Origin of the sequence: Bacteroides sp. GM023, from assembly GCF_014750685.1 — a bacterium.
Lineage (GTDB): Bacteria > Bacteroidota > Bacteroidia > Bacteroidales > Bacteroidaceae > Bacteroides.
Genome location: NZ_JAAXGE010000003.1, coordinates 239,438 through 263,617 on the forward strand (window position 1 = coordinate 239,438; position 24,180 = coordinate 263,617).

Sequence of the window (24,180 nt, forward strand, 5' to 3'; positions counted from 1 at the left end):
TGTCGTATGATTGAGGAAAAAAAAGAGAAATTTGGAGAGCAGTCGGCAGAGCAGGTTAATATTCAGGAAATTCTTTTCCGATATTTGATTCATTGGCCATGGTTCGTAGTTTCAGTCATCATCTGTGTTGCCTTTGCATGGGGATACCTGCGTCTTGCTACACCGATTTACAATATTTCTGCCACTGTTCTGATAAAGGATGAAAAAAAAGGAGGTGGAGCAAGCATGTCCTCTGATTTGGAGAAAATGGGACTGGATGGTTTTGTCTCCTCATCGAGCAATGTAGACAATGAGATTGAAGTTTTGAGATCCAGATCATTGGCAAGGGAGGTGGTTAATCACCTGGGACTATTTGTTACTTATATGGATGAAGATGAGTTTCCTGTTAGAGAATTGTATCGCACTTCTCCGGTATTGGTGAGTTTGATCCCCCAAGAAGCAGACAAACTTCCACAGACAATGAAAGTGAGCATGTCTTTGCAACCTACAGGTGCTATGGATGTACAGATTACAGTGGGGAAAAAGGAGTATCAGAAACAGTTTGAGAAGTTACCGGCTGTGTTTCCAACTGATGAGGGGACAGTTGCTTTTTTGGCGAATAATGATACCTTGACAATGGTTCGTCCAGAGAGTGTTACAAAAGAACGTCATATCACGGCTTTCATAAACAGGCCTTTATCGGTGGCAAAAGGATACGCTAATTCTCTATCAATAGTTCCCACATCGAAAGCGACTTCCGTAGTGTCTGTTTCACTGATAAACTCGAGTACTCAGCGTGGTAGGGACTATATAAATAAGTTGCTTGAGATGTATAATATTAATGCTAACAATGACAAGAATGAAGTAGCGCAGAAAACAGCAGAATTCATAAATGAACGTATTGGTATTATTTCAAAGGAGTTAGGCAGCACAGAACAGGACCTGGAGAATTTCAAACGTAGTGCAGGTATTACGGACTTGAGTAGTGAGGCTCAAATTGCATTGACCGGTAATGCTGAGTATGAGAAGAAACGTGTGGAGAATCAGACACAAATCAACCTAGTGACAGACCTTCAACGCTATATGTCCGGGAATGATTATGAAGTGTTACCTACTAATGTCGGATTACAGGATACGGGGTTAGCTGGTGCGATAGAACGATATAACGAAATGCTGGCTGAGCGTAACCGTTTGTTGCGCACATCCACGGAAAGTAATCCAACCATTATAAATCTTAATACCAGTATTCGTGCTATGCATGGTAACGTAAAAGCGACTTTGGACGCAACCTTGAAAGGATTGGAGATAACGAAAGCGGATTTAGCTCGTGAAGCCAGCCGTTATTCCCGTCGTATCAGTGATGCTCCTACTCAGGAACGTCAGTTCGTGAGTATCGCTCGTCAGCAAGAAATAAAGTCCGGTTTGTATTTAATGTTACTTCAGAAGCGTGAGGAAAATGCGATAGTCTTGGCGGCTACAGCCAATAATGCTAAAATTATCGACGAGGCTTTGGCGGATGGTAGTCCGGTTTCTCCTAAACGGATGACGATTTATTTGACGGCTTTGTTATTGGGAATAGGGATTCCGGTAGGTATCATTTATCTGATCAGCCTGACTAAGTTCAAGATCGAAGGTCGCACTGATGTTGAGAAATTAACTTCATTTCCTGTTATTGGTGACATTCCATTGGCAGATGAGAAGTCAGGCTCTATTGCGGTATTCGAGAATAAGAATAATCTCATGAGCGAGACTTTCCGAAATGTTCGTACGAATCTCCAGTTTATGCTCGAGAATGATAAGAATGTGATTCTGGTGACTTCTACTATTAGTGGTGAAGGTAAGTCTTTTGTATCAGCCAATTTGGCTATCAGTCTTTCTTTATTAGGAAAAAAGGTTGTGATTGTAGGTCTTGATATTCGTAAGCCCGGTTTGAATAAAGTATTCAACATACCTAAAAAAGAGCATGGTATTACACAATATTTGACTAATACTACGACGAATTTGATGGATTTGGTACAACCTTCTGACATCAATAAGAATCTGTTTATTCTTCCCGGTGGAACGGTTCCTCCTAATCCAACAGAATTATTGGCTCGTGAAGGATTGGATAAGGCGGTCGAAACTTTGAAGAAGAATTTTGATTATGTGATATTGGATACGGCACCTGTTGGCATGGTGACAGATACTTTACTCATAGGACGTGTAGCTGACTTATCGATTTATGTATGTCGTGCTGACTATACTCGCAAGGCAGAGTTTACTTTGATCAACGAACTCGCTGAAAATAATAAATTGCCAAATCTCTGTATTGCTATCAATGGCTTGGATCTTCGGAAGAAGAAATATGGTTATTACTATGGTTATGGTAAATATGGTAAGTATTATGGATATGGTAAACGCTACGGTTACGGCTATGGTTATGGAGAGCATAAAGTAAAGAATAAGTAAATAAACAGAATGTGTAACCAAAAATAACATCAAAGATATGTCAGTGTTTAAAGACAAAGTCCTGCTAATTACAGGTGGTACAGGCTCATTTGGTAATGCTGTACTCCGCCGCTTTCTCACAAGTGATATTAAGGAAATTCGTATTTTCTCACGAGATGAGAAGAAACAGGATGACATGCGTCATCATCTTCAGGCACAACACCCTGAACAAGCATCTAAGGTGAAGTTTTATATTGGTAATGTTCGCAACCGTGAATCTGTAGATGTTGCGATGCGTGGGGTGGACTATGTGTTTGCAGCTGCTGCTCTCAAACAGGTGCCTTCCTGCGAATTCTTCCCTATGGAAGCAGCCATGACCAATGTGATGGGCACAAGTAATGTGTTGCTTTCAGCTATTGACCACGGTGTGGAGAATGTCGTTGTTCTTTCTACTGACAAAGCCGCATACCCCATTAATGCTATGGGTATTTCTAAGGCTCTGATGGAAAAGGTCGCTATTGCGAAGGGGCGTGAACTAGGTGAAGATGCCCGGACAACTATCTGCTGTACCCGTTATGGTAATGTAATGGCATCGCGTGGTTCGGTTATTCCTTTGTGGGTAGAACAAATTATGTTAGGTAAATCTATTACCATTACTGATCCTAATATGACTCGCTTCATGATGACCCTTGATGACGCAGTAGATCTCGTAATCTATGCCTTTACCCATGGTCGCAATGGTGACCTCTTTGTACAGAAGGCCCCTGCCGCCACCTTGGATGTGCTTGCTGAAGCTTTGAAGCAGATTTATTCTAAAGTTGATTATAAATATGGGGAGACCGAGGTTAAAGTCATCGGTACACGTCACGGTGAGAAACTTTATGAGACTCTTGTTACTCGTGAGGAAATGGCAAAGGCTATTGACTGCGGCAACTATTATCGCATCCCTTGTGACACCCGTGACCTTAATTATGACAAATTCTTTGTGGAGGGTAACGAGAAGGTTTCAACAATTGAAGACTACCACTCGCATAATACCGCACGTTTGGATGTTGAGGGAATGAAGGAACAGCTCATGCGCTTGCGCTTCATTCAGGAAGATCTCGGCTTAATCGACCGCGCAAAGTCAAAAGAAATTCGTTCTGAATAATGAAGATACTGGTAACAGGTGCTAAAGGATTCGTAGGTGAGAACCTTTGCGCCGAACTCTGCAATATCAAGGAAGGTAAGGCTCGCTGTTATGGTGGGCTTGTCATTGATGCTGTCTATGAATATGATATAGACAGTAGTCTGGAGGAACTGGATGCCTACTGCTCTGACTGTGATTTCGTTTTCAACTTGGCAGGTGTCAACCGTCCCAAAGAGAACAGCGAGTTTATGAGCGGCAATTATGGCTTTGCGTCAACACTGCTCGATAGCTTGAAGTTTCACAAGAACAATTGCCCCGTGATGCTGTCAAGTAGTATTCAGGCAACTCTGATAGGGCGGTATGGTACCAGCGATTATGGTAAGAGCAAGTTAGCTGGTGAGGAACTATTCTTTGAGTATGGCGAGGAAACAGGTGCTAAGGTATTGGTATATCGTTTCCCAAACCTCTTTGGTAAATGGTGTCGCCCCAATTATAACAGCGCAGTTGCTACATTTTGTAATAACATTGCCAACGATCTTGCTATACAGGTTAATGACCCTAGCGTAGAACTTGAGCTCCTTTATATCGATGATCTTGTAAAAGAGATGATAGATGCTTTGCAAGGTAATGAACATCACTGTGAGTTCAACGGTGTGGAGACAGTTCTTAATGTTAATGGCCGCTACTGTACCGTGCCCACCACCCACAAAGTAACTCTTGGTGAAATCGTTTCATTACTCGAATCCTTTAAGTTACAGCCTCAAACATTGGTAATGCCTGAGATTCCCGACAACTCATTTGCAAAAAAACTATATAGTACTTTCTTGAGTTATTTGCCCAAGGAGAGGGTCATCTTTCCATTGAAGATGAATGTAGATGATCGTGGGAGTTTCACCGAACTGTTGAAGACCGCCAATTGCGGGCAGTTTAGTGTGAACATCAGTAAACCCGGCATCACCAAGGGGCAGCATTGGCATCATACGAAATGGGAGTTCTTTATTGTTGTATCGGGCAAGGCTCTCATTCAGCAACGCAGGATAGATACTGACGAAGTGTTAAACTTTGAAGTAAGTGGTGATAATATAGAGGCCGTACATATGCTGCCTGGTTATACGCACAATATAATAAACCTCTCTGATACCTGTGATTTGGTGACCCTCATGTGGGCCAACGAGGCATTTAATCCGAATTGTCCCGACACTTATTTCTTACCTGTAGAATAATACAATTATGGCTGACATTAAAACAGATTATAGCGGCATAAAGTTTGCAGACAATGGCAAACTGAAACTTCTTATCATAGTAGGTACAAGACCTGAGATTATTCGTCTTGCAGCAGTTATCAACAAATGTCGCAAGTACTTTGATACAGTTTTGGCTCATACTGGTCAGAATTATGACTACAATCTTAACGGAGTATTTTTCAAGGATTTGAAATTAGCAGATCCTGAGGTTTATATGGATGCCGTGGGTGATGACCTCGGTTCAACTGTTGGTAACATTATCAACTGCTCATATAAGTTAATGAATGCAATCAAACCTGATGCATTGCTTATATTGGGTGATACTAACTCTTGCTTGAGCGCCATCGCAGCCAAGCGTCTGCACATCCCCATCTTCCACATGGAAGCAGGTAACCGTTGTAAGGATGAATGTCTGCCTGAGGAGACTAATCGACGCATTGTTGATATCATTAGTGATGTGAATTTGGCATACAGTGAGCATGCAAGAAGATATCTTCATGAATGTGGTCTTCCCAAAGAGCGTATCTATGTTACTGGTAGCCCCATGGCTGAGGTATTGCACGCAAATCTCGCTGACATAGAAGCCAGCGACATTCATCAACAGCTTGGCTTGGAGAAAGGTAAATATATCTTGCTTAGCGCCCACCGCGAAGAGAACATTGACACGGAGGAAAATTTTCTTTCGTTGTTTAATGCTATTAACGCCATAGTCGAGAAATACGATATACCTATCCTTTATAGCTGTCATCCTCGCTCACGCAACCGTATAGAAAAGAGTGGTTTCCAGCTGGATAAACGTGTAATCCGTCATGAACCTCTTGGTTTCCACAATTACAACTGCTTGCAGATGAATGCTGCCGCTGTCATCAGTGATTCAGGAACTTTACCCGAAGAGAGTAGCTTCTTTACCAGTGTGGGACATCCTTTCCCGGCTGTCTGTATTCGTACTAGTACCGAGCGTCCCGAATCGTTGGATAAGGCTGGCTTTATTCTTGCTGGCATTGACGAAAAATCTCTTATTCAGGCTGTTGATACAGCTATAGCTATGAATGCCGAGGGCGACAACGGAATACCTGTGCCTATGTATGTGGAAGATGTTGCTAATAAGGTGGTGAAGATTATTCAGAGCTATACGGGGGTTGTTGATAAGATGGTGTGGAGGAAGAGGTAATTTTTGTGTAAGTAGAAAAAGATACACAAAAGTGCTGAAGTATTAATAGCGGATGATGTGGTAATTGCTATAAATGCAGTATATCTCATTTAAGAAAACCAACTACGGAGTATTGTAGTTAGTTATTCTACTAAAAAATGTGTGATACTGACTTTTTTATTATTCAAACAAGAAGTAATTGGATTTTACATAAAGTTTTTAATGACAAGTAGAATACAGAAATCTATAAAAAATGCCAAAGTGAATGTGATTTTTTATGTTGTCACGGCTGTTTTGGCTTTCTTTTCTCGTAAATTTTTTTTAGATAACCTTGGAACGGAGTTTTTGGGATTATCATCAACATTAGGTGATATACTTAATCTGATGAACATAACCGAACTTGGTATTGGTACAGCTGTGGGTGTGACCTTATATAAACCTCTCTTTGACGATGATCATTCGAAAATAGCCGATATTATCTCTGTGTATGGTTTTCTCTATTCGCGCATTGGTGTGATAATAGCAGGAGTAAGTATCATATTATCATGTTTCTTCCCATTAATGTTTAAGGATATTGATATGCCACTTGGATTGGTGTATTTTATGTTCTATTCAATGGTGTATGGAGCTTTACTCAGTTACTTTGTTAATTATCGTCAAATTATACTTAGTGCCTCACAAAATAACTATGTTATTATGTATCGTTATCAGACTATCAATGTAGTCAAGATATTATTGCAGATAATATGTTCATTTTTTCCATATTCGTATATTTGGTGGATTGTGATGGAAATTGTGGCTGGTACAGCTAACTCTGTTTTCTTGTACTATTCTGTAAAGAAACGCTATCCTTGGCTACAGACTCAAATCAAGTTAGGTAAGGCTAAATTCCAAGACTACAAAGACCTTTGGATAAAAACTAAGCAGATATTTGTGTTGAAGTTGTCCCATCTTATGTTCACTGGTTCTATCAATTTCTTTATAGGGATGTTGGTTTCATTACCAATGGTTGCTCTATATGGTAACTATAATATGGTGATGGCAAAGATAACAGGCTTTGTGGATGGGCTTTTCATAGGTATGGAAGCTAGCGTGGGCAATATGATTGCAGAAGGTGACAAGAAAAAAACTCTTGGAGTATTCTTTGAGTTACTAAGTATTCGCTATTTCCTTGCGAGTCTGTTGAGTATAGTACTATATTTTACTACACCTGTGTTTATTCTTGTGTGGTTAGGTGAGAAATACATATTGGATCATTGTGTATTGATTCTGCTCTCACTTCACGTATTTTTCCAGCAGGGACGCTTAACTGTTGATAATTTCAAAAATGGCTATGGCTTATATTCTGATGTGTGGGCTCCAATTGCAGAGGTAGTAATATGTGTAGTCTTGTGTGTTTGTTTGGGGAAATACTTTGGATTGGCTGGTATTCTTGTAGCTTTTGTTATTTCAGAGTTCCTTATCAAGATGTTATGGAAACCATATTTTCTTTTCAGCAGATGTTTTGAGGTATCGGTTGTTATGTATTATTGGCCTGTGTGGATTAAATATATTGCTATAATGGGTGTTGTGGCTACAGCAACTTTTTTTGCAAGTAATCAGTTGTTGCATTGGGTAGATTCTGCTACTTGGCTTGGTCTTGTGACATACTCATTGTGTATAGGCTCTTTGGTATTGATTCTCATGGCGGCAATGTACTGGATATGCGATAGCCACTTTCGTGCATTTGCTAACCATATTAAAAGTTTTAGAAAATGATGGCACAGACGAATTATAATATTGCAGATCGTTTTAGAGTTTCTCTTGTTTATGAGGGGGCTTGTTCTGTTGTTAATGAGATACAAGGTCAGTATGCTTTCTACAAAACGGAAGATACGTCACTGCCTGTTATTGGCATAATCATGCAAAAGTCTAAGATCAAATTGCCAGAGGGAGCACTTGAATTGGTAAAAGATACGCTTTATGAAAATAAAGAAAGCCTATATGTAACCCTAAAAGGGGTGTTTAAGATAGTTGCACAACAGAATAACTTTACCATTGAGTATTCGACGGAATCAAGTGGTGAAATCGTGTTCCACGTAATGGAAGTGCTGATACGTTTTTATGCACCATTGTATGACTTTATGTTCATGCACTCATCTGGCTTTATTAAAGATGGTAAAATCTCGCTTATAAATGCTTTTGGAGGTTCTGGAAAAACAGAGGTTATGCTCAAAGCGTTGCTTAATGGCGCACAGTTTATATCGGATGACTTAGGTATAATCAATAAGGATGGTAAGGTTTATCCATATCCGGTATTAATACCTCTTCGTGTCCATCATTATGACGTAGAGTTACGCAGAAAATTGAATGTATCAGAGCATTATTACCGCTTTGCTATCTGGTGTATGAAAAAAAATGGTAAAATCACACGTCGCTTATATAATGCTTTCAATTTGAGATGCTTTGTACGTAATTTGCCTTATACAGCATTTACTGATAAAACCACAGAACTGCGATATTATGATATAGATCACTTTTATTGGGTACAGAGTAGTGATACAACAGCTTTAATAGAAGTTTGTAAGAAAGAATTCTACGACAGAATGGTGGTTTGTTTGGAAAATGAGTCACATAAGTATTTCGATTTAGATGGTTTTCTTCGCTATAAGTTTCCTTTCTTGAACGATTACAAAGAAAAACAGAACGAACTGATGATACAGATTCTTGAAAAAGTATCTATTCAAGGTGCTACAATAAAGGAACGCTATTTCGATGAACTTGCACAATTATTATTTGATAACAATAAAATATGAAATATGGATTATCGTATCAATCATGCAGGAATGGACATTGTTTTTAAGCTCAATGACATTCAGAATTCATACCTTAGAGAATGCGTATTAGACGCCTTAAAACGTTTCTATGGTCATTTCCTTCAAAATACAGGTGAACAGCCTGTAGTTATGACATATCGTTTAACAGACCATATAGATGATTATTTCGATAAAAATGCCAATAATGTATCTATGACTGAGGCTGCAAAAATAAATGATTACCAATGCTTTTTTGCAGGTCATGGGAATCGTTTCGGTTATGAGTTTACAAATGGATTATTGTCAACTATCTATTATAGTGTATATACTCCAGGTCGAGTGAATAATACTAAACAAAGAATTGTTTCACGAGATTTTGCATCAAATATAGAAAAACAAGTCGCAGCAATGTACACACGAGGTTTTTTACATCCAATGCAACTTGTTAATCTTCAGAACGGAGGTACTTTTCTTCATGCATGTGGCTTTTCTATTGGTGAAAATGGTTATATTGTAGCAGCAACTCCAGGAGCGGGAAAGAGCTCGTTACTTTTATCTATGGCATTTTCTAATAAGGTTGATGTACATTTCATATCTGATGATTTTTCTTGCGTAGATGCTAAAGGTTATGTCCATCAGATAGGTCGTTCTATGGCAATAAAAAGTCATCAGATCCAATATTTCCCTGAACTAAAAGATAAACTCCAAGATATGTCGTTTTGGCAAAAAATGCAATGGTTTACTTTAAAAAAAAGAGGTTTACATAGATATGCTGCACCTGAAGATATATATCCGAATCGTATAGCAACGAATAAAAAGGTTAGTGGTATTGTTTATCTCACCAATCATGGAAAAAATACTTTTGAGCATACATCTATGTCTGTCTCGGACTTTGCTGATTTAAATGCAAATATGCTGTTTGGAGAATTATTTCTTGGTATTCAAATTGCTAATAATGCTTTGATTATACCAGGATATAAGAATGTCAAAAGTGTAGATGCTTTTATTTCTCAAACAAGAACAACTATTGAAAAGATATTTAAAGATGTACCATGTACACTTGTAAAACTACCATTTCGTTCGGATCCAAGGCTGGCTTTTGAATATCTCGTAAATCAAAAGATTATAAAATAAAAATGTATCAGCTTGAAGATTATATTAAAGCGGATTTGCGAAAAGAAAAGGTTTGTTCTAAATTTTTTTTGATTCGAAAATGGGCTTGCTTATGGATAGATCCAATTGGTGATAGAAGATATATTGTTAAGTATATGCTTGCTCTTCGTCATACAGAATATTGTATAGATAGAATTAGTTCTATTCACAACCCTTTCTCAAAAGTTTGTTATCAGATAAAATCATTCTATTGGCTGTCGAGGTTAAGAAAACTGTCATATATTACGCAATTTCAAATTCCACCTTTTACAGTTGGAAAAGGTTTGGTAATATGGCATTGGGGACCAATTATTATTAATCCTAATGCGCGAATTGGTGAAAACTGCACGCTCAATCCAATGGTTGTAATTGGACATAAAAATCCCGGTGAAGGGGCTCCTAAGATAGGAAATAATGTTTTCATTGGAGCAGGGTCTAAAATAATAGGGAATATACATATTGGGAATAATGTAATAATAGGACAGAATGTGGTGATAACGAACGATATACCAGACAATACTATAGTCGTGTCACAAAAGCCAAGAATATTATAATAACAAATATAGAAAATGATTATGAAAATCGTAGCACTTTTGACAGGTCGTGGTAACAACACGATGAAAGACAAGAACGTGAGAACTGTATTGGGTAAACCTTTACTTTATTATCCTGCTATGGCAGCTAAGACTTGTAGTCTGATTACTGATTTTTATGTAAGTAGCGACTGTGATAAGATTCTTAATGCGGCCGAGGAATGCGGATATAAAAAAATAGTGCGTCCGGCTGAGTTAGCTATGCCTACAGCGCAGCATGTGGATGCGATCACTCATGCACTTAGTGTAATGAAGGATGATGGTGTTGAACCAGATATTCTTGTCGTACTTCTTGCTAATTCTGGGATTATTAAGACTGAGTGGATTGAAGAGTCAGTGCAGAATCTTCTTAAGAATCCTGACCTCTCAGCATCATGTCCCGTTGTGCTTGAAATGGATAACCACCCATATCGTTCAAAGTGCCTTCGTGAAGATGGGTGCCTTGGTACATGGTTTGATTTTAAAAACAGGAATATTTCTACAAATCGCCAGGATTTGCCAATGAACTTTGTACTCTGTCATAATTTTTGGACTCTTAATCTTAAGAATTCGCTTTACGAAGAAGAGGAAGGACAGCAGCCTTGGACATTTATGGGTAATAATATCAAGCCTATTGTTGTTAAGGAAAGTTTCGATGTGCATGACGAAGAGGATATCATCCGTACGGAAAAGTGGTTACAAGAAGAAGCTATTTCATATGAATAATGATAGATGATATACTGAAATCATTTGTACAGTTTGCTAAACATGTATTGTTGGGTAAACGTCCAGATGTTATATTGTTTTATCCACAGCACTTTAATCGTTCTGTAGATGGTACTAATCCATATTTCGCACCATTAGTTAAGCTGTGTAAGGATAATGCTTTGCATTACCTTGAGATGGAAGAACCGGATGGAGGAACACCACAGCCTCGAGACCCTCAGTGTATGAAGGCTGATGTGTTTTTCTGGTTTGTTACGGTATTGAGAAAACTGATAAGGAGCTGTAATAAGAATAAATCGCAGGTTGTAGTTGACAGGCAGATAGCAAAAGTGATAGATTTTTTGACTTTTCACAAACTGAGAGCGAAGTGTTATGTCACGATATCAAATTCTATGATTGATGTACTTGCGGAAATAAATCCGCGAGGTATCGCTTACGACTATCAGCATGGTATTATATACAATGGTCATGAAGGGTATTTCGTTGAAAAAAATGTGGTCACATTGTCTCATACCTTAGCGAATCGGCGTATACTATTGTGGGGTGATATGTACAAGAAATGTTTTACTACTGTGCAAATACCTTTTAATGCTGAAAAACAGATTAAGGTTGTCGGCTATCCAATAACAACTGCTGTTATAGAGCAGAAAGAACGTAAAACTATTGTAATATGTTTGCAGTTTAGGTCAGGAGGAAGTTATGAACTGCACGCAAATATGCATGATATGCTTTGTGAATGCCTTGATGTTCTTAAAAAATATAATTATAAAGTATTATTGAAGCATCATCCTCGTTTTAACGATGTATATGATTTAAGTGACATTACACAAAAATATGGATTTGCAGAGTATACGGATTTTCAGATGCAGGAATTGGTAGAAGAGGCTTTTTTGCAAATCACTTGGAATTCAACTACGATATTTGAATATGCAAATTACGGTATCCCATCTTTTTTACTGACTGACGAACGGTTGGATTGGGGTGAAACAACGTTCTATCAACAATATTATTATCCGCTGTATCATAATGAGAAATTGGAGTTTGTTATGGAACGAATTGCTTCTAAAGAATCCTATGGACAGGATTGTGTAACAGTTAAGGATTGGTATGATAGTGCATATGCTCCGTTTGATAAGAATTTAATGCTGAAAATATTAAAAGGTAATGACTAAAAAGATAAAAGTATTTCTTGGAGGGTATGTCAATTTTACAAATGCACAGAACTTGAACTGTCGTGCTTTGGCAAAATATTTAAATAAAGATAAGTTTGAGTGCGCTGCAATGTTGTTCCCTAATGGTAATCTTACAGTAGATGAAGACCTTGATGGTGTGAAATTAATAAAGCGGCATCGACCATTGCGTATATCGGCATGGTTGGTATATCTTAAAGGGATTATGTGGTGTGATGTGGCTTATTTACCTAAGGGAGAACTTTGGCATTTTTGTAACAAAATTCTCCGTTTGTTTGGTAAAAAGTCATTTACCACAATGGAAGGCGTCTGTGATGATGTTTACGCCCAAAGTATGCGCAATGTATATGGGACGGATAACGATGTTAGAGCAGGGTATAGTTACACAACTAAAACATACTCTATAACCAAATATATGGCATCTGAAAACGAGCGTCTGATGGGTATAGTTGCTCCAGAAGTTCTATATCTTGGATGTGAGGTTGAAAAGTTTGTAGCAACTCCCCGGGAACATAAAAAATTGCGTAATGTTGTATTCATAGGTACGGATATGCGAAGAAAGGGGGTAGTTGATATAATGGAGTTGGCAAAACGTTTTCCTGAACTTACTTTCAATCTCGTAGGTGGAGGATTAGGTTTTGATGCAATATCAGAGATTAAGCGATTGAATTTAATGAATTGTAAGTATCATGGTGTGTTGAGTCATGAGCAGATTGCGGAGTTGGTTGAGAATATGGATTTACATATCTTTCCCTCACGTTCTGAGGGATTCCCAAAAGTAACACTTGAAACTGCTGCCATGGGTGTACCATCTGTAGTTTATTCTGATTATGGGGCTGCTGAGTGGATTACTACAGGCAAAAATGGTTATGTTGTTGATACTATAGATGAGATTGGATCAGTTATTAAGCATTTGCAACAGTATCCTGAGGAACTTGATACTCTTGCAGAGGAGGCTATTAAATTAGCTAAATCTTTTGATTGGAAGGTATTGGTGAAGGATTGGGAAAAGGTGATAGAGGATATGGAAAGATGAGATTCATTGGGTATAATTAGTCGAAATAAATATGGGAGTTAAACGTATTAATGAGCTTGATTATATAAGGTGCATTGCAATGTTTATGGTTGTGATGGGATATGTGTTGTTGTTTAGTCTAAAAATTGAGTACACAGTTTTAATTGGGATTATTGGTTGATAGAATATTATCGCTTAATCCAATTATACGTGTGATGTTTTTTTGAGAAAGTAAAAAACGTTGTTGGTAAGTTTATAAATTAAAGATTAAAATGTATAATACTCTCATACTTCTCTTACTTTTATCTGCGATATTTGTATTTGCAAAAAATGTACAAAATGCTGATAATATCCCCCCTCTATCTCACAATTCGGATGAGTTGTTAGCAAGAAAAAACACAGATGTTTATCGTGGTTGGGCTATACTCATTATTATGATAGGACATATCAGTGGGTGTTGGAATTGGGTGGGACTTGGAGGCATGGGGGTAGCGATGTTTCTGCTTTTGAGTGGATATGGATTACATGAGTCCTATAAGAAGTGTGGAATAGAGGGATTCTGGAAGAAAAAACTATTGAGAATTGTGTTTCCTTATGTGGTTTTCCGTATAATTTGGATGATGGTGGACGGAGACATGAGTCTTCATAGATGGCAAAGTATCGTTGATTGTGCAAACTCTTCGTTTTGGTATATTGATTATTTAGTACGTTGCTATGTTGCTTTTTGGGTGGCGTGTTTATTGGATAAATGGCATATAAAATATGTGGTGTTGATTGTGTTTGCGTTGTATTCGTTTTTCGGTTTGTCGATTCTTTGTGGACAACAGGCATTGAGCTTTATTGTCGGCATTGTTCTTTCAGATAATGCAAACAAGGTTTCTGACGTGAAGAATAAAGGTTGGGTAATGGCAATGTCAATATCTGTTGTTTTGGGTCTTGTAGCATTAGTAATTAAGCATCATCCTATGATATATGATAATGGTGGTGTAATGTTTGTGGCTATGCTATTGGTGCAGAATTTTACTTTGGCTATAACTTTTATTATTGCGTTATACTTCACTCGTAGATGGGTAGGTGGTCAGTTAATAACACTGTTTGGAGCGTTGAGTTTGGAACTTTATATTATCCATATGCGTTTACTGAAACCAATGGTTGGAGATAGTGTTTGGCAGGGATTGGCAATGATGATAACTACAACATTATTGGCTTATGCGTTTAAAAAAATGACTCAACAGCTTATAAAGTATAAAATTATTTTCAATTAATCTAATATGTCTGATAGAAAATACATATATCCATGTTTGTCGTCTCAAGATTGGGGGTGGTTTCGCTTAAGTGGTGCTGGACTTGCAAACACAATGTTTGTAGCCGCTCGTGCATATATTAATGCTAAGGAGCAAGGTCTTGAGATGTTATCGCCTACATGGCGTAAATGGAGTATAGGGCCTTGGTTTCGTCGTGAACGCGATAAGCGTATATATAGTTGTTTGTTCTATAATAAAGGCATATCAGGTTTTCATAAGTTGTGGATATTGAAGTTCCAAAAAACGAAGTTGTTGACATATCAGGGTAATGGTGTTCATTTTGTAGACTTGGAACCACAGCATGAGTTAGTGTATGAGTATTTTCGTGAAATTACTCGTCCAGAAGCTATTGCTCAAGTACCTAATGTAGAAGAACTGAGGAATTGTATAGCTGTACACGTGCGTATGGGTGATTATAGTGCGAATTGGCGTATCCCAGTTGAATGGTTCAAAGGTATTATAGAGAATGCACAGAAATTAAATCCCAAAAGTAAGTTCTTAATATTCTCGGATGGCACTGACGAAGAATTAGCTATGCTTACTGCGTTACCTAATACAGAACGGGTGTTCTATGGTAATGCGTATGCAGATATGGTAGCAATTTCTCGTTGCAAAATGTTGATAGCTTCAGACTCAACTTTCTCCTGTTGGGGTGCATTCCTTGGTAGAGTGCCAACATTATTCTACAGAAGAAACTTTCCTTCGATATTTTCTGGTAATGTGCCTGAGGAGATAATTGGCGCTTCGACTGAGATTCCGGAAGTCTTCAAGAATATCATATTAGGCAATAAATGAAGCCAATATATTTAGTAATTACTCCTTTTTTTCCTACTGTGGAGTCATTTCGAGGTCCTTATATATATGATCAGGTGAGGGCTTTGGAGCGTGACGGACGTTATCATGTAGTGGTGCTCAAACCTACAAGCTGGATACATAAGGAAGAGAATTATGAGTATGGTGGGGTGAAGGTATATCGCTTTACCACTTTTGACCTACCTACGAATGCTTGGCCGGGATGGGGGGATTCGTTGAGTTATCGTTCACTTAACAAGTGTCTTAAGAGATTGAATATTGATTGTGATAATATAGCGGTAGTCCATTCACATGTAACGGCTTTAGGTAAGTTTGCAAATTTTGTCAAATCAAAAAATCCGAAATGTCTGACAGTGCTGCAGCATCATGGGTATGATGTGCTTGGGGTGACAGATGGACGCTTCGCTGGGAAAGAATGGCATAAAACACATTGTATCAATTATGGTGTGAATATTTGCAGTAAGATAGATTTACATATAGGTGTCAGCCAAGAGATTCTTAGGTATCTTGGAAAATATGAGGGGATTATGTTGAGGGATAAGTATGTACTTTATAATGGAGTTGATACATCTAAGTTTTATCCTATGGGTGCCAGAAAGAAAGTTAATGATATCTTTAGAATAGGTTGTGTTGCTAATTTTTGGGAATTGAAAGATCAAATTACTCTAATTAAATCGGTGGAGATACTGGTAAAGAGTGGTATGAAAAATATTAAAGTTTCGTTTGTTGGAACAGGTTATACTCGTGAATCGTGTGAGCAGTATGTTAATGAGAATGGTTTAAACAACTATTTCGAATTTAAAAATGAGGTTGACCATTCGCAATTAAATGCCTATTATAATACTCTTGACCTATTTGTATTACCATCATATTGGGATTCCTTTGGATGCGTTTATACTGAGGCATATGCTTGTGGAGTTCCGTTTATGACAGCGAGGGGGACAGGAATAACGGAACTGATACCGGAAGAGGATTTTTTTAAATGGATTATTGAACCAAAAGATTATGCGGCATTAACTCGTAATATCATGTATTATATAGATAATCGTGAGAAACAGCTATTAAATACTTCGATAGATATCAAAGTTTTGGTTACCGAGTATTTAGATTATCTACAATTAAAACTCCATAAATAGAATATAAATTGACAGGAAGGGTTAATTTGTAACAAATTCCATCTGTTTCTAAAAATATTCAATTACATTATTGAAATGGAAAAACTAAAAAAATATCTTTTATTCCTATTCTTGCTAGAAAACGTGGCAGCACAGACTCGTTTGATGGGGGGGATCTCTACATACTTTTTTTATGCATTCTTGGTATTAGGTGCTATGTTTATATTACAAAGAGATTTATGGAAGAGTGAAACGATGAGTACATATTGGCCTTTATATGTAATGGGTGGAATATATGTGTTGTACGAGTTTACCTTTGGTCAAAGCACAATAAGTACGCAGACATTGGTATATCTAATAGCAAAACTCACAACATTTGCTATTATTGTGGTGAGTGTGGACAATAATTTTAAGTTCTATGAGCGGAACATGCTTTACGGATTATCTGTTTTTATTTGTTTCTTTGTACTTTATGGTATGCTAACAGGAGGTTTGGAACACTCACATTCAACTCGTATGCTTGTGGGGTTTGGCAATGCAAACTCTACGAGTGGTATGGGGGCATTTGTGTTAGGTGCAATGTTGTTTATTACTGAAAAATGGAATTTGAAAAGCCTCTTGATTACAGGTATTGGACTTTACGCTGTATTGGCAGGTGGTAGTCGTGCGAGTATTATGGTAGTAGCTATTCTGATGTTTATTAAATATGGTTTTTCTCCTAAAATGGTATTGGTTGTTGCTGCGATTGTTTTTGCTGCTGTTTATATTCTGCCAGCAATTGGCCTGAATACGGTAGGTGTAGAACGATTTTTGCATACAGTAGATGGTACAGAGGGTTCTAACCGAGATAATGAACGGGAAGCTTGCTGGGTGATGATTCGTGAAAAACCATGGAATGGTTGGGGATTTGAGGCTCAGAATCAAGGAATAGCGTTAGAAATGTCTGAACTTGGGTCGCACAATGGGTATTTGGAAACTCTCAAATTTATGGGGTATCCTTGTGGAGGTGCTTGGCTTGGCATTCTTGTACTATCTATCCTGGTAATATTCAAACGTTATCACAAACTTGGTATTGCACGGGATATGTTTGTTGGTATTGTTCTAGCTTTTGCAGTAAATGCATACTTTGAAGGCTTGTTTGTTGGTGTACATGAGTTTGCTACTAATGTGTTTTTTGTGTGTCTTGCTGTAGCTTATAAGAAAGCTGCACTTTATGAAAAGGGATATCTCTTTAAAGAAAACAATAAGTAACTATGATCAATATATTAAAAACAAAAGATGAGTTCATTGCTTTCAAACAGGATTGGAACGATTTCTATTCTCAACTTGATTATGTGACTCCGTTCCAAAGTTATAGCTTTAATTTTGATAGTTGGAGTAAGTTGGAGAGTAATGAGCGATTACATATTATTTGTATTTATCGTCAGGTAAATATGTCGCTTCAAGCAATCTTTCCTTGTATCATAACGAAGAAGGGCATATTGCAATTTATCAATGGCATTCATTCCGACTTCTGCGGTGCCTTAATACTTGAAGATGTGCGCAAGGATTATCATCTATATAAGGAGTTTGTAGACTATATTAATGATACTGCGGATATAAAAGGCTTCATATTTGACAACTTGAAGGAAGATAATTATATGTCTGCGGTGTTTGGGTATTTTTTCAAAGGGTTGCAGACTCGTATGACTAATAAATGGTCATACCTCCATGTTAATGCTAAACAAGAGTCAGATAAAACCTATTTGGATAGTATGATTCACATATCCAAGAAAGATAAATATAAACTTGTTAAAATAAACAAGATGCTTGTTCCGTATAACATGAAGTTGTTCAAGATTAGCGAGAATCCTTATCCAAAGGATATTGTTGATAGTATAATACATGCTATGCTGACATTTGGCATTCGTACAGAGGCATATTTTTCAGATGATTTTAAGAGTATCATTGAAAATTTGTATAATGATGGTGTTTTATCTGTGGCTGTGACATACAAAGGAAATGAACCTCTTGTGGCAAATTTATACTTGATACAAGATAACGAATATATCAATTGGCTTGTTGTATATAAAGAGGGACGGTACAATACGATGAATCTTCTACAATCGGTTGAATATATATATAACAACGGTGGAGGAATACTGAATTTTGCTCGCGGTATATATGAGTATAAAGTAAGCAATTTTCGTCCAGAAATCCATAACTTGTATCGTGTAGAGTATTCAAAGAGCTTTATGGGGAAGGTGGGGGATCTGCTTTCGTTTTATAAATATTATTTAAAGGTTTTCCTAAAGCCTTATATTAGAAGGTAATGAATAAAATATTTGTATTTCTATATGAACCAGCCAGTTATACGGTAGACCGAAACCTAAAGATGTATGTACCAATAGGTGTGGATTATTGCTATTTGCATGGTGACAGTGAGGCAAAGAATACTACCGAAGGGGAGTGTAATAAGGATAATTTGGAGAGGATGAGTCGTTGGAAGCAGTGGTGTTATATACTGAGGGTGCTGAAAAAGTATGATAAAATTATCTACAATGGCTATTCAGATCTTGGTTTTATTATGTTGTTTATTCTCAACCTTTGGTATCGTAAGCCCATAGGTATAGATTCAGACACACAGTATCGTGAGCCGGTGAATTTAGTGATTCGATGGATAAAACACATATATCTGAATGTGGTATTTGGTAACAGGAATATATATGGTTTGGCAGGTGGTAACTATGCGCATAAGGATTTGTTCCGCAAATTTGGTATGAAGGAAGATAGAGTTCGGTTGATGCCAATGATGGTGGATAATGTACACTTTGATAATCCTGATTTTCGCAAGAAGAAAATGGAACCTTTACGCTTTGTGTATGTGGGTAGATTGATAGAATGCAAAAACATAGAGTTTATGATTCATGCATTTTTGAAGTATCGTGCTGAATGTGTAAAAAGTGAACTGCATATCGTTGGCAGAGGTTTGCTTGAGGACGAATTGAAGGGCAGGTATGCTGTCTGTGATGGAGTGTGTTTTGATGGTCCAAAATATGGGGATGAGTTGCTTGATGTTTATCGTAAAAATCATGTGTTGATATTGCCTTCTACTTATGAACCTTGGGGATTGGTTGTAAATGAAGCTATGTCGGCAGGAATGCCGGTATTGGTGAGTAACGAGGTAGGGGCACATTATGACCTTGTAGACGGTAACGATACAGGTTTTGTATTTGATGCATATAATGAACAGTCACTTGTTGATGTCATGAAGCAAATATCAAATATAGATACATACAAGGAATATTCTGATAATGCATACGAGTTTATGCATAATTATTGGAACTATTCACTCTACCGTAAATGTTTGGAAGATTTTATAAACGAAACTGCACAATGAGAAAACTAATAAAAAAAACTCTGTTATGTTTTTCGAGCATATTGCATCATAATGAGAAGAGTAAAATAGTGTATTATCATGATGTGTATAGCGATAGAAAATATACTGATATGGGTACTTCGCTCAGTATGTTTGCACAACATATTAAAGTGATACATGATGAGGGATTTACTATAAAAGCGAAAATACAGAATCCTAACAAAGAAGTAATGATATGCTTTGATGATGGATTCCGTGGTATTTATGATACCAGACAGTTTTTTATAGATAAAGGTTTACGTCCAACAGTATTTCTTGCAATAAGCCTGATCGGAAAGCCGGGGTATCTCAATAAAGCCGAAATTCTTGAACTCCAGAAGGAGGGTTTTATATTTCAGTGCCACGCTTGGAGTCACAGTGATTTAACAGAATTTACTAAAGAGGAATTGGTACGTGAACTTTGTGAATCGAAAAAAAAACTTACTGATTTTCTGGGTAAAACGGTGGATGAGATATGTTTCCCTATAGGTTATTTTTCTCAATTAGTACTTGAAGAATGCAAACGGTATGGTTACAAGACTTTGTATTCCAGTATACCAGGTAATTACTTTGATCAACTGTATGTAGATGGTTTACGAACCCGTAACCTGTTGCAGTTTGCTGATCCCAATGAAGCAAAACTCATACTGCATGGTGGCAACGATATGATACATAATAGATACGTTAAAATGCATTGGAGATAGTCATAATTATGAATATTTTTGTAATAGCCACAACCTTGCAAGCTGGTGGTGGCATAACCATTTATAAACAATTCTTGTCGCATTTGCCTGAGCATATAGGGCAAAACAAGTATTGGATATTTGTTAATCCTGTATTACCACAAGTGGTAATTGAAGGGGTAATATATATATCATTCCCTTTGCAGTCCAAGATAAAACGCACTTTATTCGAGGACAAATTGTTAAAAGCAGAGATTACCAAGTTGAGGGTGAAGCCTGATGTGGTGGTGTCGCTTCAAAACAAAGGATATAAATGTTTTAATGCTTGTAAACAACTCGTTTATTTTCATCAGTCGTTACCGTTGTATCCTGGTTCTTATAATCCTTTTAAACGTAGTGAGAGATATTTATTTAACTACAAGCATATATTTCCTCGTTTAGTGAAACGTACATGGGTTAAGAATACGCAGTTTGTTGTACAAACCCCTGTTGTAAAGAAACGTTTCGCATCATATTTTGATATTCCTTTGGAGAATGTACATGTTTGTTTTCCTGATATTGAAAAGATTGATCCCTCTCAAGGTGAAATTCATGATTGGGGCGATGAATGTTTTCATTTTTTATATGTTAGTGCTTGTGCAAAATACCAGAACGGAATTACACTTATAAAAGCAGTTGAACTATTATATAAGAAGAATCCGGATTTGGCAAGTAAAATTAGAATACACATAACAAGCAACCCTCATCGGGCTCCAGTAATGTATAAACAGATACAAAAGCATGGTGTAGCAGACAATTTTATATTTGAAGATTCTATCAAGCATGATTTGTTGATGAATTATTATAAATCTATATCAGCATTGCTTTTTCCTAGCTCCATTGAGACAGTAGGGTTACCTATGCTTGAAGCTGCGGCATTTGGTACACCAGAGATTGTGGCTGATGTGGATTATGCTCATTATGTAGTAGATGGATACGAAGGGGTTACATATAAGAATGTTGAGGATTATGGTGCATGGGCTGAAGCAATAGAGAATGCTTGTAATAATAAGAGGATAATAATCCCTCTTGTTCAAATACGGGAAAGTGAGTGGTTTACTTTTTTTAAACTTACACAAGGATAAAATGAAGAAAATTGGAATAATAACCATAGTACGCGTAAATAACTATGGGGCAGAGTTACAAGCATATGCATTACAGCGTAAATTGGCCAATATGGGATATGATTCAGAACTTATTGACTATTTGTACTATATACATCCCAATTATATAAAGGAGAAGAAAGCAGTGCCACAGTACGCGAAGTATTACCCTTTAGTGAAACGTATAAAGGGGATTCTTTTTCCAATGATGGAGACGGCGAAATCATACATGAACAAGGCTGTATATGAAAAACGTAATGCTCGTTTTGTTGCATTCCATAAGGCTAATACACGTTTCTCGCGTTGCTATGATAAATTTTCTGCATTATATGAAAATCCGCCAAAATATGATGTGTATTGTGTTGGTAGCGACCAGGTGTGGAATCCGTTTAGCTATACGTCACTAGACCCTTATTTCTTGACATTCGCTCCCAAAGATGCGGTGAAGTTTGCTTATGCTTCAAGCTTTGGAGTGTCGGAAATTCCAGCTATGGCTATAGAGTCTTTCAAACAAGGTCTACAGAATATCAATGCAATATCAGTACGTGAGAAAACAGCTGTAAGTATTGTTAAGGCAATGACGGGGCAGGATGCTGTTGCTGTAGCCGACCCAACCTTGTTACTCAATGCATATGAATGGAGTGAAATTTTGGATAATAGTATGGTACCGCAAGAAAAGTACATGCTTCTTTATGTATTAAAAGAATCGGCATATATCACTGAAACTGCATTGCGTATAGCAAAAGAAAAGCGGTTGAAGGTGGTGAGAATATGTAGAGGAGCATATCGTCAGGATCCTAAGAATAGTTCGATACTGAATATTATGGATGCAGGACCGGCAGAATATTTGGCATTATTTAAAAATGCAACGATGGTGATGACAAACTCATTTCATGGCACTGTGTTCTCTATACAGTTCAATAGAGATTTTTACACAATTGTATCTCGAAATACTAGTAATAATTCGCGTCAAATTGATTTGCTTTCAACGCTTGGTATTGACAGAATAAAATATACTGATACTGAATTTTCAGAGAAATCGGCCATTGAATGGGATGTTGTCAACAAACGTGTGGAGGAATATCGCTTGGAGTCTATTAACTATTTGCAAAAAGCAATAAACAATGGAAAATAAACTGCCACAACTTTGTGACTTGGATAAATGTACTGCTTGTACTGCTTGTGTGAATTCATGTGCTCAGGTTGCGATAACGATGTTAGAGAATGAGAAGGGAGAATTGCATCCTGTGATTGATGCAGAGAAATGTATCGGGTGTGGATTGTGTGAAAAGATTTGTCCTGAGAAGAATGATTCTCTTTCTCGTAATGAACTGCCCACAGTGTATAGCTGTTGGCTGAAAGATTCTGTAAATCGCAAGCAGAGTACATCAGGTGGTGTAGCTTATGCCATAAGTTGTTCAGTAATAGAACTGGGTGGCCATGTCTGGGGGGCTGCTTATGCTGACGATATGTCTCCTGTATATATTGAGGCAAATACAATTGAAGAATTACGGCCAATTCAAAAGTCAAAGTATGTGCAATGTGCTCCTCGCGATTGCTTTAAGAAGATTAAAGAAGAATTGAAGAGAGGGGAGCTTGTGCTTTTTACAGGTACATCGTGTCATGCAAAAGGTTTGTTGTCGTTCCTTCGCAAGAAATATGATAATCTTCTAACCCTTGATTTGGTTTGTCATGGTGTACCGGGACAAGGAGTGTTCCGTAAGTATAAAGAGTATCTTGAGAGTCGTTACAATGACGATTTGGATTTCTTTACTTTTAGACCCAAGCGAATGAGAGATGGCCAGGAAGAAACATACTATACATTAGCTCACTTTAAGACTAAGGGCGATGTGAAAGTACAAAAAGTGGAGAATGGATATTTTGTGGGCTTTCAACGTAATATATTTTTGCGAGAATGCTGTTATAACTGTCTAGGTAATGGTTATCAGCGTTATACTGATTTTACTGTAGCTGATTTTTGGGGCGTTGGTAAAGTTAAACCTTTCCCTAAATGGCGAGAACGAACTCGTGGCATCTCTATGTTAGCTCTCAATACCCCCAATGCAAAAGTTTTCTTTGAGAAGATTAAGGATAAGATGGAATATGAATTACGTTCTATTGAAGAAGCTGTATTTAGTAATCTACCCTATACCAAATCTTCTGTAAAATCGCCAAGAGCAGAAGCTTTTTGGGCAGATTGGCAGACTTTGACATGGGAAGAACTTACTGCCAAGTATTTTATGATGGTTAGAAAAGATAAGATATTGTACAACATCAAAAGGATATTTCCTCCTATCTGCTATTATATGATGAACTATTGGCGAAATGGATCAAGTGGGTAATAATT

Annotated in this window: 21 protein-coding genes; all 21 read left to right on the top strand. The window is 37.4% G+C overall.

Annotated features, from left to right (window positions below; genetic code table 11):
* Positions 1-6: 6 nt before the first annotated feature.
* Positions 7-2,427 (top strand): tyrosine-protein kinase, encoded by a 2,421-nt coding sequence (locus HC965_RS07525; RefSeq protein WP_191030916.1) that lies wholly within the window; start codon positions 7-9, stop codon positions 2,425-2,427.
* A 37-nt stretch (positions 2,428-2,464) separates the two neighbouring features.
* Positions 2,465-3,556 (top strand): polysaccharide biosynthesis protein, encoded by a 1,092-nt coding sequence (locus HC965_RS07530; protein ID WP_191030917.1) that lies wholly within the window; start codon positions 2,465-2,467, stop codon positions 3,554-3,556.
* Positions 3,556-4,758, top strand: coding sequence for a capsular polysaccharide biosynthesis protein CapF (locus HC965_RS07535; RefSeq protein ID WP_191030918.1), 1,203 nt, complete (start codon positions 3,556-3,558; stop codon positions 4,756-4,758). The genes HC965_RS07530 and HC965_RS07535 overlap by 1 nt, the downstream gene beginning before the upstream one ends.
* A 7-nt stretch (positions 4,759-4,765) precedes the next feature.
* Positions 4,766-5,950: a non-hydrolyzing UDP-N-acetylglucosamine 2-epimerase gene (gene wecB, locus HC965_RS07540; RefSeq protein ID WP_191030919.1), complete on the top strand. Its 1,185-nt coding sequence runs from the start codon at positions 4,766-4,768 to the stop codon at positions 5,948-5,950.
* Positions 5,951-6,091: 141 nt separating this feature from the next.
* On the top strand, positions 6,092-7,687 hold the full coding sequence (locus tag HC965_RS07545) for a sugar transporter (protein ID WP_191030920.1): 1,596 nt from the start codon (positions 6,092-6,094) through the stop codon (positions 7,685-7,687).
* Positions 7,684-8,724: a hypothetical protein gene (locus HC965_RS07550; protein WP_191030921.1), complete on the top strand. Its 1,041-nt coding sequence runs from the start codon at positions 7,684-7,686 to the stop codon at positions 8,722-8,724. Before HC965_RS07545 ends, HC965_RS07550 begins: the two co-directional genes overlap by 4 nt.
* Positions 8,725-8,727: 3 nt before the next feature.
* Positions 8,728-9,858: a hypothetical protein gene (locus HC965_RS07555; RefSeq protein WP_191030922.1), complete on the top strand. Its 1,131-nt coding sequence runs from the start codon at positions 8,728-8,730 to the stop codon at positions 9,856-9,858.
* 2 nt (positions 9,859-9,860) lie between these two features.
* Positions 9,861-10,430 carry a serine acetyltransferase gene (locus HC965_RS07560; protein WP_191030923.1) on the top strand — a complete coding sequence of 190 codons (570 nt, stop codon included), beginning with the start codon at positions 9,861-9,863 and terminating at the stop codon, positions 10,428-10,430.
* Positions 10,431-10,451: 21 nt separating this feature from the next.
* Positions 10,452-11,174: a cytidylyltransferase domain-containing protein gene (locus HC965_RS07565; RefSeq protein WP_191030924.1), complete on the top strand. Its 723-nt coding sequence runs from the start codon at positions 10,452-10,454 to the stop codon at positions 11,172-11,174.
* The gene (locus HC965_RS07570) at positions 11,174-12,346 is read left to right on the top strand and encodes a hypothetical protein (protein WP_191030925.1); all 1,173 of its coding nucleotides are present in this window, start codon (positions 11,174-11,176) and stop codon (positions 12,344-12,346) included. The genes HC965_RS07565 and HC965_RS07570 overlap by 1 nt, the downstream gene beginning before the upstream one ends.
* Positions 12,339-13,400 carry a glycosyltransferase family 4 protein gene (locus HC965_RS07575; protein WP_191030926.1) on the top strand — a complete coding sequence of 354 codons (1,062 nt, stop codon included), beginning with the start codon at positions 12,339-12,341 and terminating at the stop codon, positions 13,398-13,400. Before HC965_RS07570 ends, HC965_RS07575 begins: the two co-directional genes overlap by 8 nt.
* Positions 13,401-13,651: 251 nt before the next feature.
* On the top strand, positions 13,652-14,644 hold the full coding sequence (locus tag HC965_RS07580; RefSeq protein WP_191030927.1) for an acyltransferase: 993 nt from the start codon (positions 13,652-13,654) through the stop codon (positions 14,642-14,644).
* A 6-nt stretch (positions 14,645-14,650) separates the two neighbouring features.
* Positions 14,651-15,478, top strand: coding sequence for an alpha-1,2-fucosyltransferase (locus HC965_RS07585; RefSeq protein WP_191030928.1), 828 nt, complete (start codon positions 14,651-14,653; stop codon positions 15,476-15,478).
* Positions 15,475-16,632 (top strand): glycosyltransferase family 4 protein, encoded by a 1,158-nt coding sequence (locus HC965_RS07590; RefSeq protein WP_191030929.1) that lies wholly within the window; start codon positions 15,475-15,477, stop codon positions 16,630-16,632. The genes HC965_RS07585 and HC965_RS07590 overlap by 4 nt, the downstream gene beginning before the upstream one ends.
* Before the next feature lie 75 nt (positions 16,633-16,707).
* Positions 16,708-17,862: an O-antigen ligase gene (locus HC965_RS07595; RefSeq protein WP_191030930.1), complete on the top strand. Its 1,155-nt coding sequence runs from the start codon at positions 16,708-16,710 to the stop codon at positions 17,860-17,862.
* A 2-nt stretch (positions 17,863-17,864) separates the two neighbouring features.
* Positions 17,865-18,923, top strand: a complete 1,059-nt coding sequence (locus HC965_RS07600; protein WP_191030931.1) for a hypothetical protein — start codon at positions 17,865-17,867, stop codon at positions 18,921-18,923.
* Positions 18,923-19,990 (top strand): glycosyltransferase family 4 protein, encoded by a 1,068-nt coding sequence (locus HC965_RS07605; RefSeq protein WP_191030932.1) that lies wholly within the window; start codon positions 18,923-18,925, stop codon positions 19,988-19,990. The genes HC965_RS07600 and HC965_RS07605 overlap by 1 nt, the downstream gene beginning before the upstream one ends.
* Positions 19,987-20,712, top strand: a complete 726-nt coding sequence (locus HC965_RS07610) for a polysaccharide deacetylase family protein (protein WP_191030933.1) — start codon at positions 19,987-19,989, stop codon at positions 20,710-20,712. Before HC965_RS07605 ends, HC965_RS07610 begins: the two co-directional genes overlap by 4 nt.
* 8 nt (positions 20,713-20,720) lie before the next feature.
* Complete coding sequence (locus HC965_RS07615) at positions 20,721-21,815, top strand: glycosyltransferase (protein ID WP_191030934.1); 1,095 nt, start codon at positions 20,721-20,723, stop codon at positions 21,813-21,815.
* Position 21,816: 1 nt separating this feature from the next.
* On the top strand, positions 21,817-22,968 hold the full coding sequence (locus tag HC965_RS07620; RefSeq protein WP_191030935.1) for a polysaccharide pyruvyl transferase family protein: 1,152 nt from the start codon (positions 21,817-21,819) through the stop codon (positions 22,966-22,968).
* A complete protein-coding gene (locus tag HC965_RS07625; RefSeq protein WP_191030936.1) occupies positions 22,958-24,175 on the top strand; it encodes a Coenzyme F420 hydrogenase/dehydrogenase, beta subunit C-terminal domain in 1,218 nt (405 codons plus the stop codon). The genes HC965_RS07620 and HC965_RS07625 overlap by 11 nt, the downstream gene beginning before the upstream one ends.
* Positions 24,176-24,180: the final 5 nt, after the last annotated feature.

Excerpts from the sequence above, each read along its gene's own strand:
- HC965_RS07525 (WP_191030916.1), top strand. The coding sequence starts at position 7 with ATGATTGAGGAAAAAAAAGAGAAATTTGGAGAGCAGTCGGCAGAGCAG.
- HC965_RS07530 (WP_191030917.1), top strand. The coding sequence starts at position 2,465 with ATGTCAGTGTTTAAAGACAAAGTCCTGCTAATTACAGGTGGTACAGGC.
- HC965_RS07535 (WP_191030918.1), top strand. The coding sequence starts at position 3,556 with ATGAAGATACTGGTAACAGGTGCTAAAGGATTCGTAGGTGAGAACCTT.
- wecB (WP_191030919.1), top strand. The coding sequence starts at position 4,766 with ATGGCTGACATTAAAACAGATTATAGCGGCATAAAGTTTGCAGACAAT.
- HC965_RS07550 (WP_191030921.1), top strand. The coding sequence starts at position 7,684 with ATGATGGCACAGACGAATTATAATATTGCAGATCGTTTTAGAGTTTCT.
- HC965_RS07555 (WP_191030922.1), top strand. The coding sequence starts at position 8,728 with ATGGATTATCGTATCAATCATGCAGGAATGGACATTGTTTTTAAGCTC.
- HC965_RS07560 (WP_191030923.1), top strand. The coding sequence starts at position 9,861 with ATGTATCAGCTTGAAGATTATATTAAAGCGGATTTGCGAAAAGAAAAG.
- HC965_RS07565 (WP_191030924.1), top strand. The coding sequence starts at position 10,452 with ATGAAAATCGTAGCACTTTTGACAGGTCGTGGTAACAACACGATGAAA.
- HC965_RS07570 (WP_191030925.1), top strand. The coding sequence starts at position 11,174 with ATGATAGATGATATACTGAAATCATTTGTACAGTTTGCTAAACATGTA.
- HC965_RS07575 (WP_191030926.1), top strand. The coding sequence starts at position 12,339 with ATGACTAAAAAGATAAAAGTATTTCTTGGAGGGTATGTCAATTTTACA.
- HC965_RS07580 (WP_191030927.1), top strand. The coding sequence starts at position 13,652 with ATGTATAATACTCTCATACTTCTCTTACTTTTATCTGCGATATTTGTA.
- HC965_RS07585 (WP_191030928.1), top strand. The coding sequence starts at position 14,651 with ATGTCTGATAGAAAATACATATATCCATGTTTGTCGTCTCAAGATTGG.
- HC965_RS07590 (WP_191030929.1), top strand. The coding sequence starts at position 15,475 with ATGAAGCCAATATATTTAGTAATTACTCCTTTTTTTCCTACTGTGGAG.
- HC965_RS07595 (WP_191030930.1), top strand. The coding sequence starts at position 16,708 with ATGGAAAAACTAAAAAAATATCTTTTATTCCTATTCTTGCTAGAAAAC.
- HC965_RS07600 (WP_191030931.1), top strand. The coding sequence starts at position 17,865 with ATGATCAATATATTAAAAACAAAAGATGAGTTCATTGCTTTCAAACAG.
- HC965_RS07605 (WP_191030932.1), top strand. The coding sequence starts at position 18,923 with ATGAATAAAATATTTGTATTTCTATATGAACCAGCCAGTTATACGGTA.
- HC965_RS07610 (WP_191030933.1), top strand. The coding sequence starts at position 19,987 with ATGAGAAAACTAATAAAAAAAACTCTGTTATGTTTTTCGAGCATATTG.
- HC965_RS07615 (WP_191030934.1), top strand. The coding sequence starts at position 20,721 with ATGAATATTTTTGTAATAGCCACAACCTTGCAAGCTGGTGGTGGCATA.
- HC965_RS07620 (WP_191030935.1), top strand. The coding sequence starts at position 21,817 with ATGAAGAAAATTGGAATAATAACCATAGTACGCGTAAATAACTATGGG.
- HC965_RS07625 (WP_191030936.1), top strand. The coding sequence starts at position 22,958 with ATGGAAAATAAACTGCCACAACTTTGTGACTTGGATAAATGTACTGCT.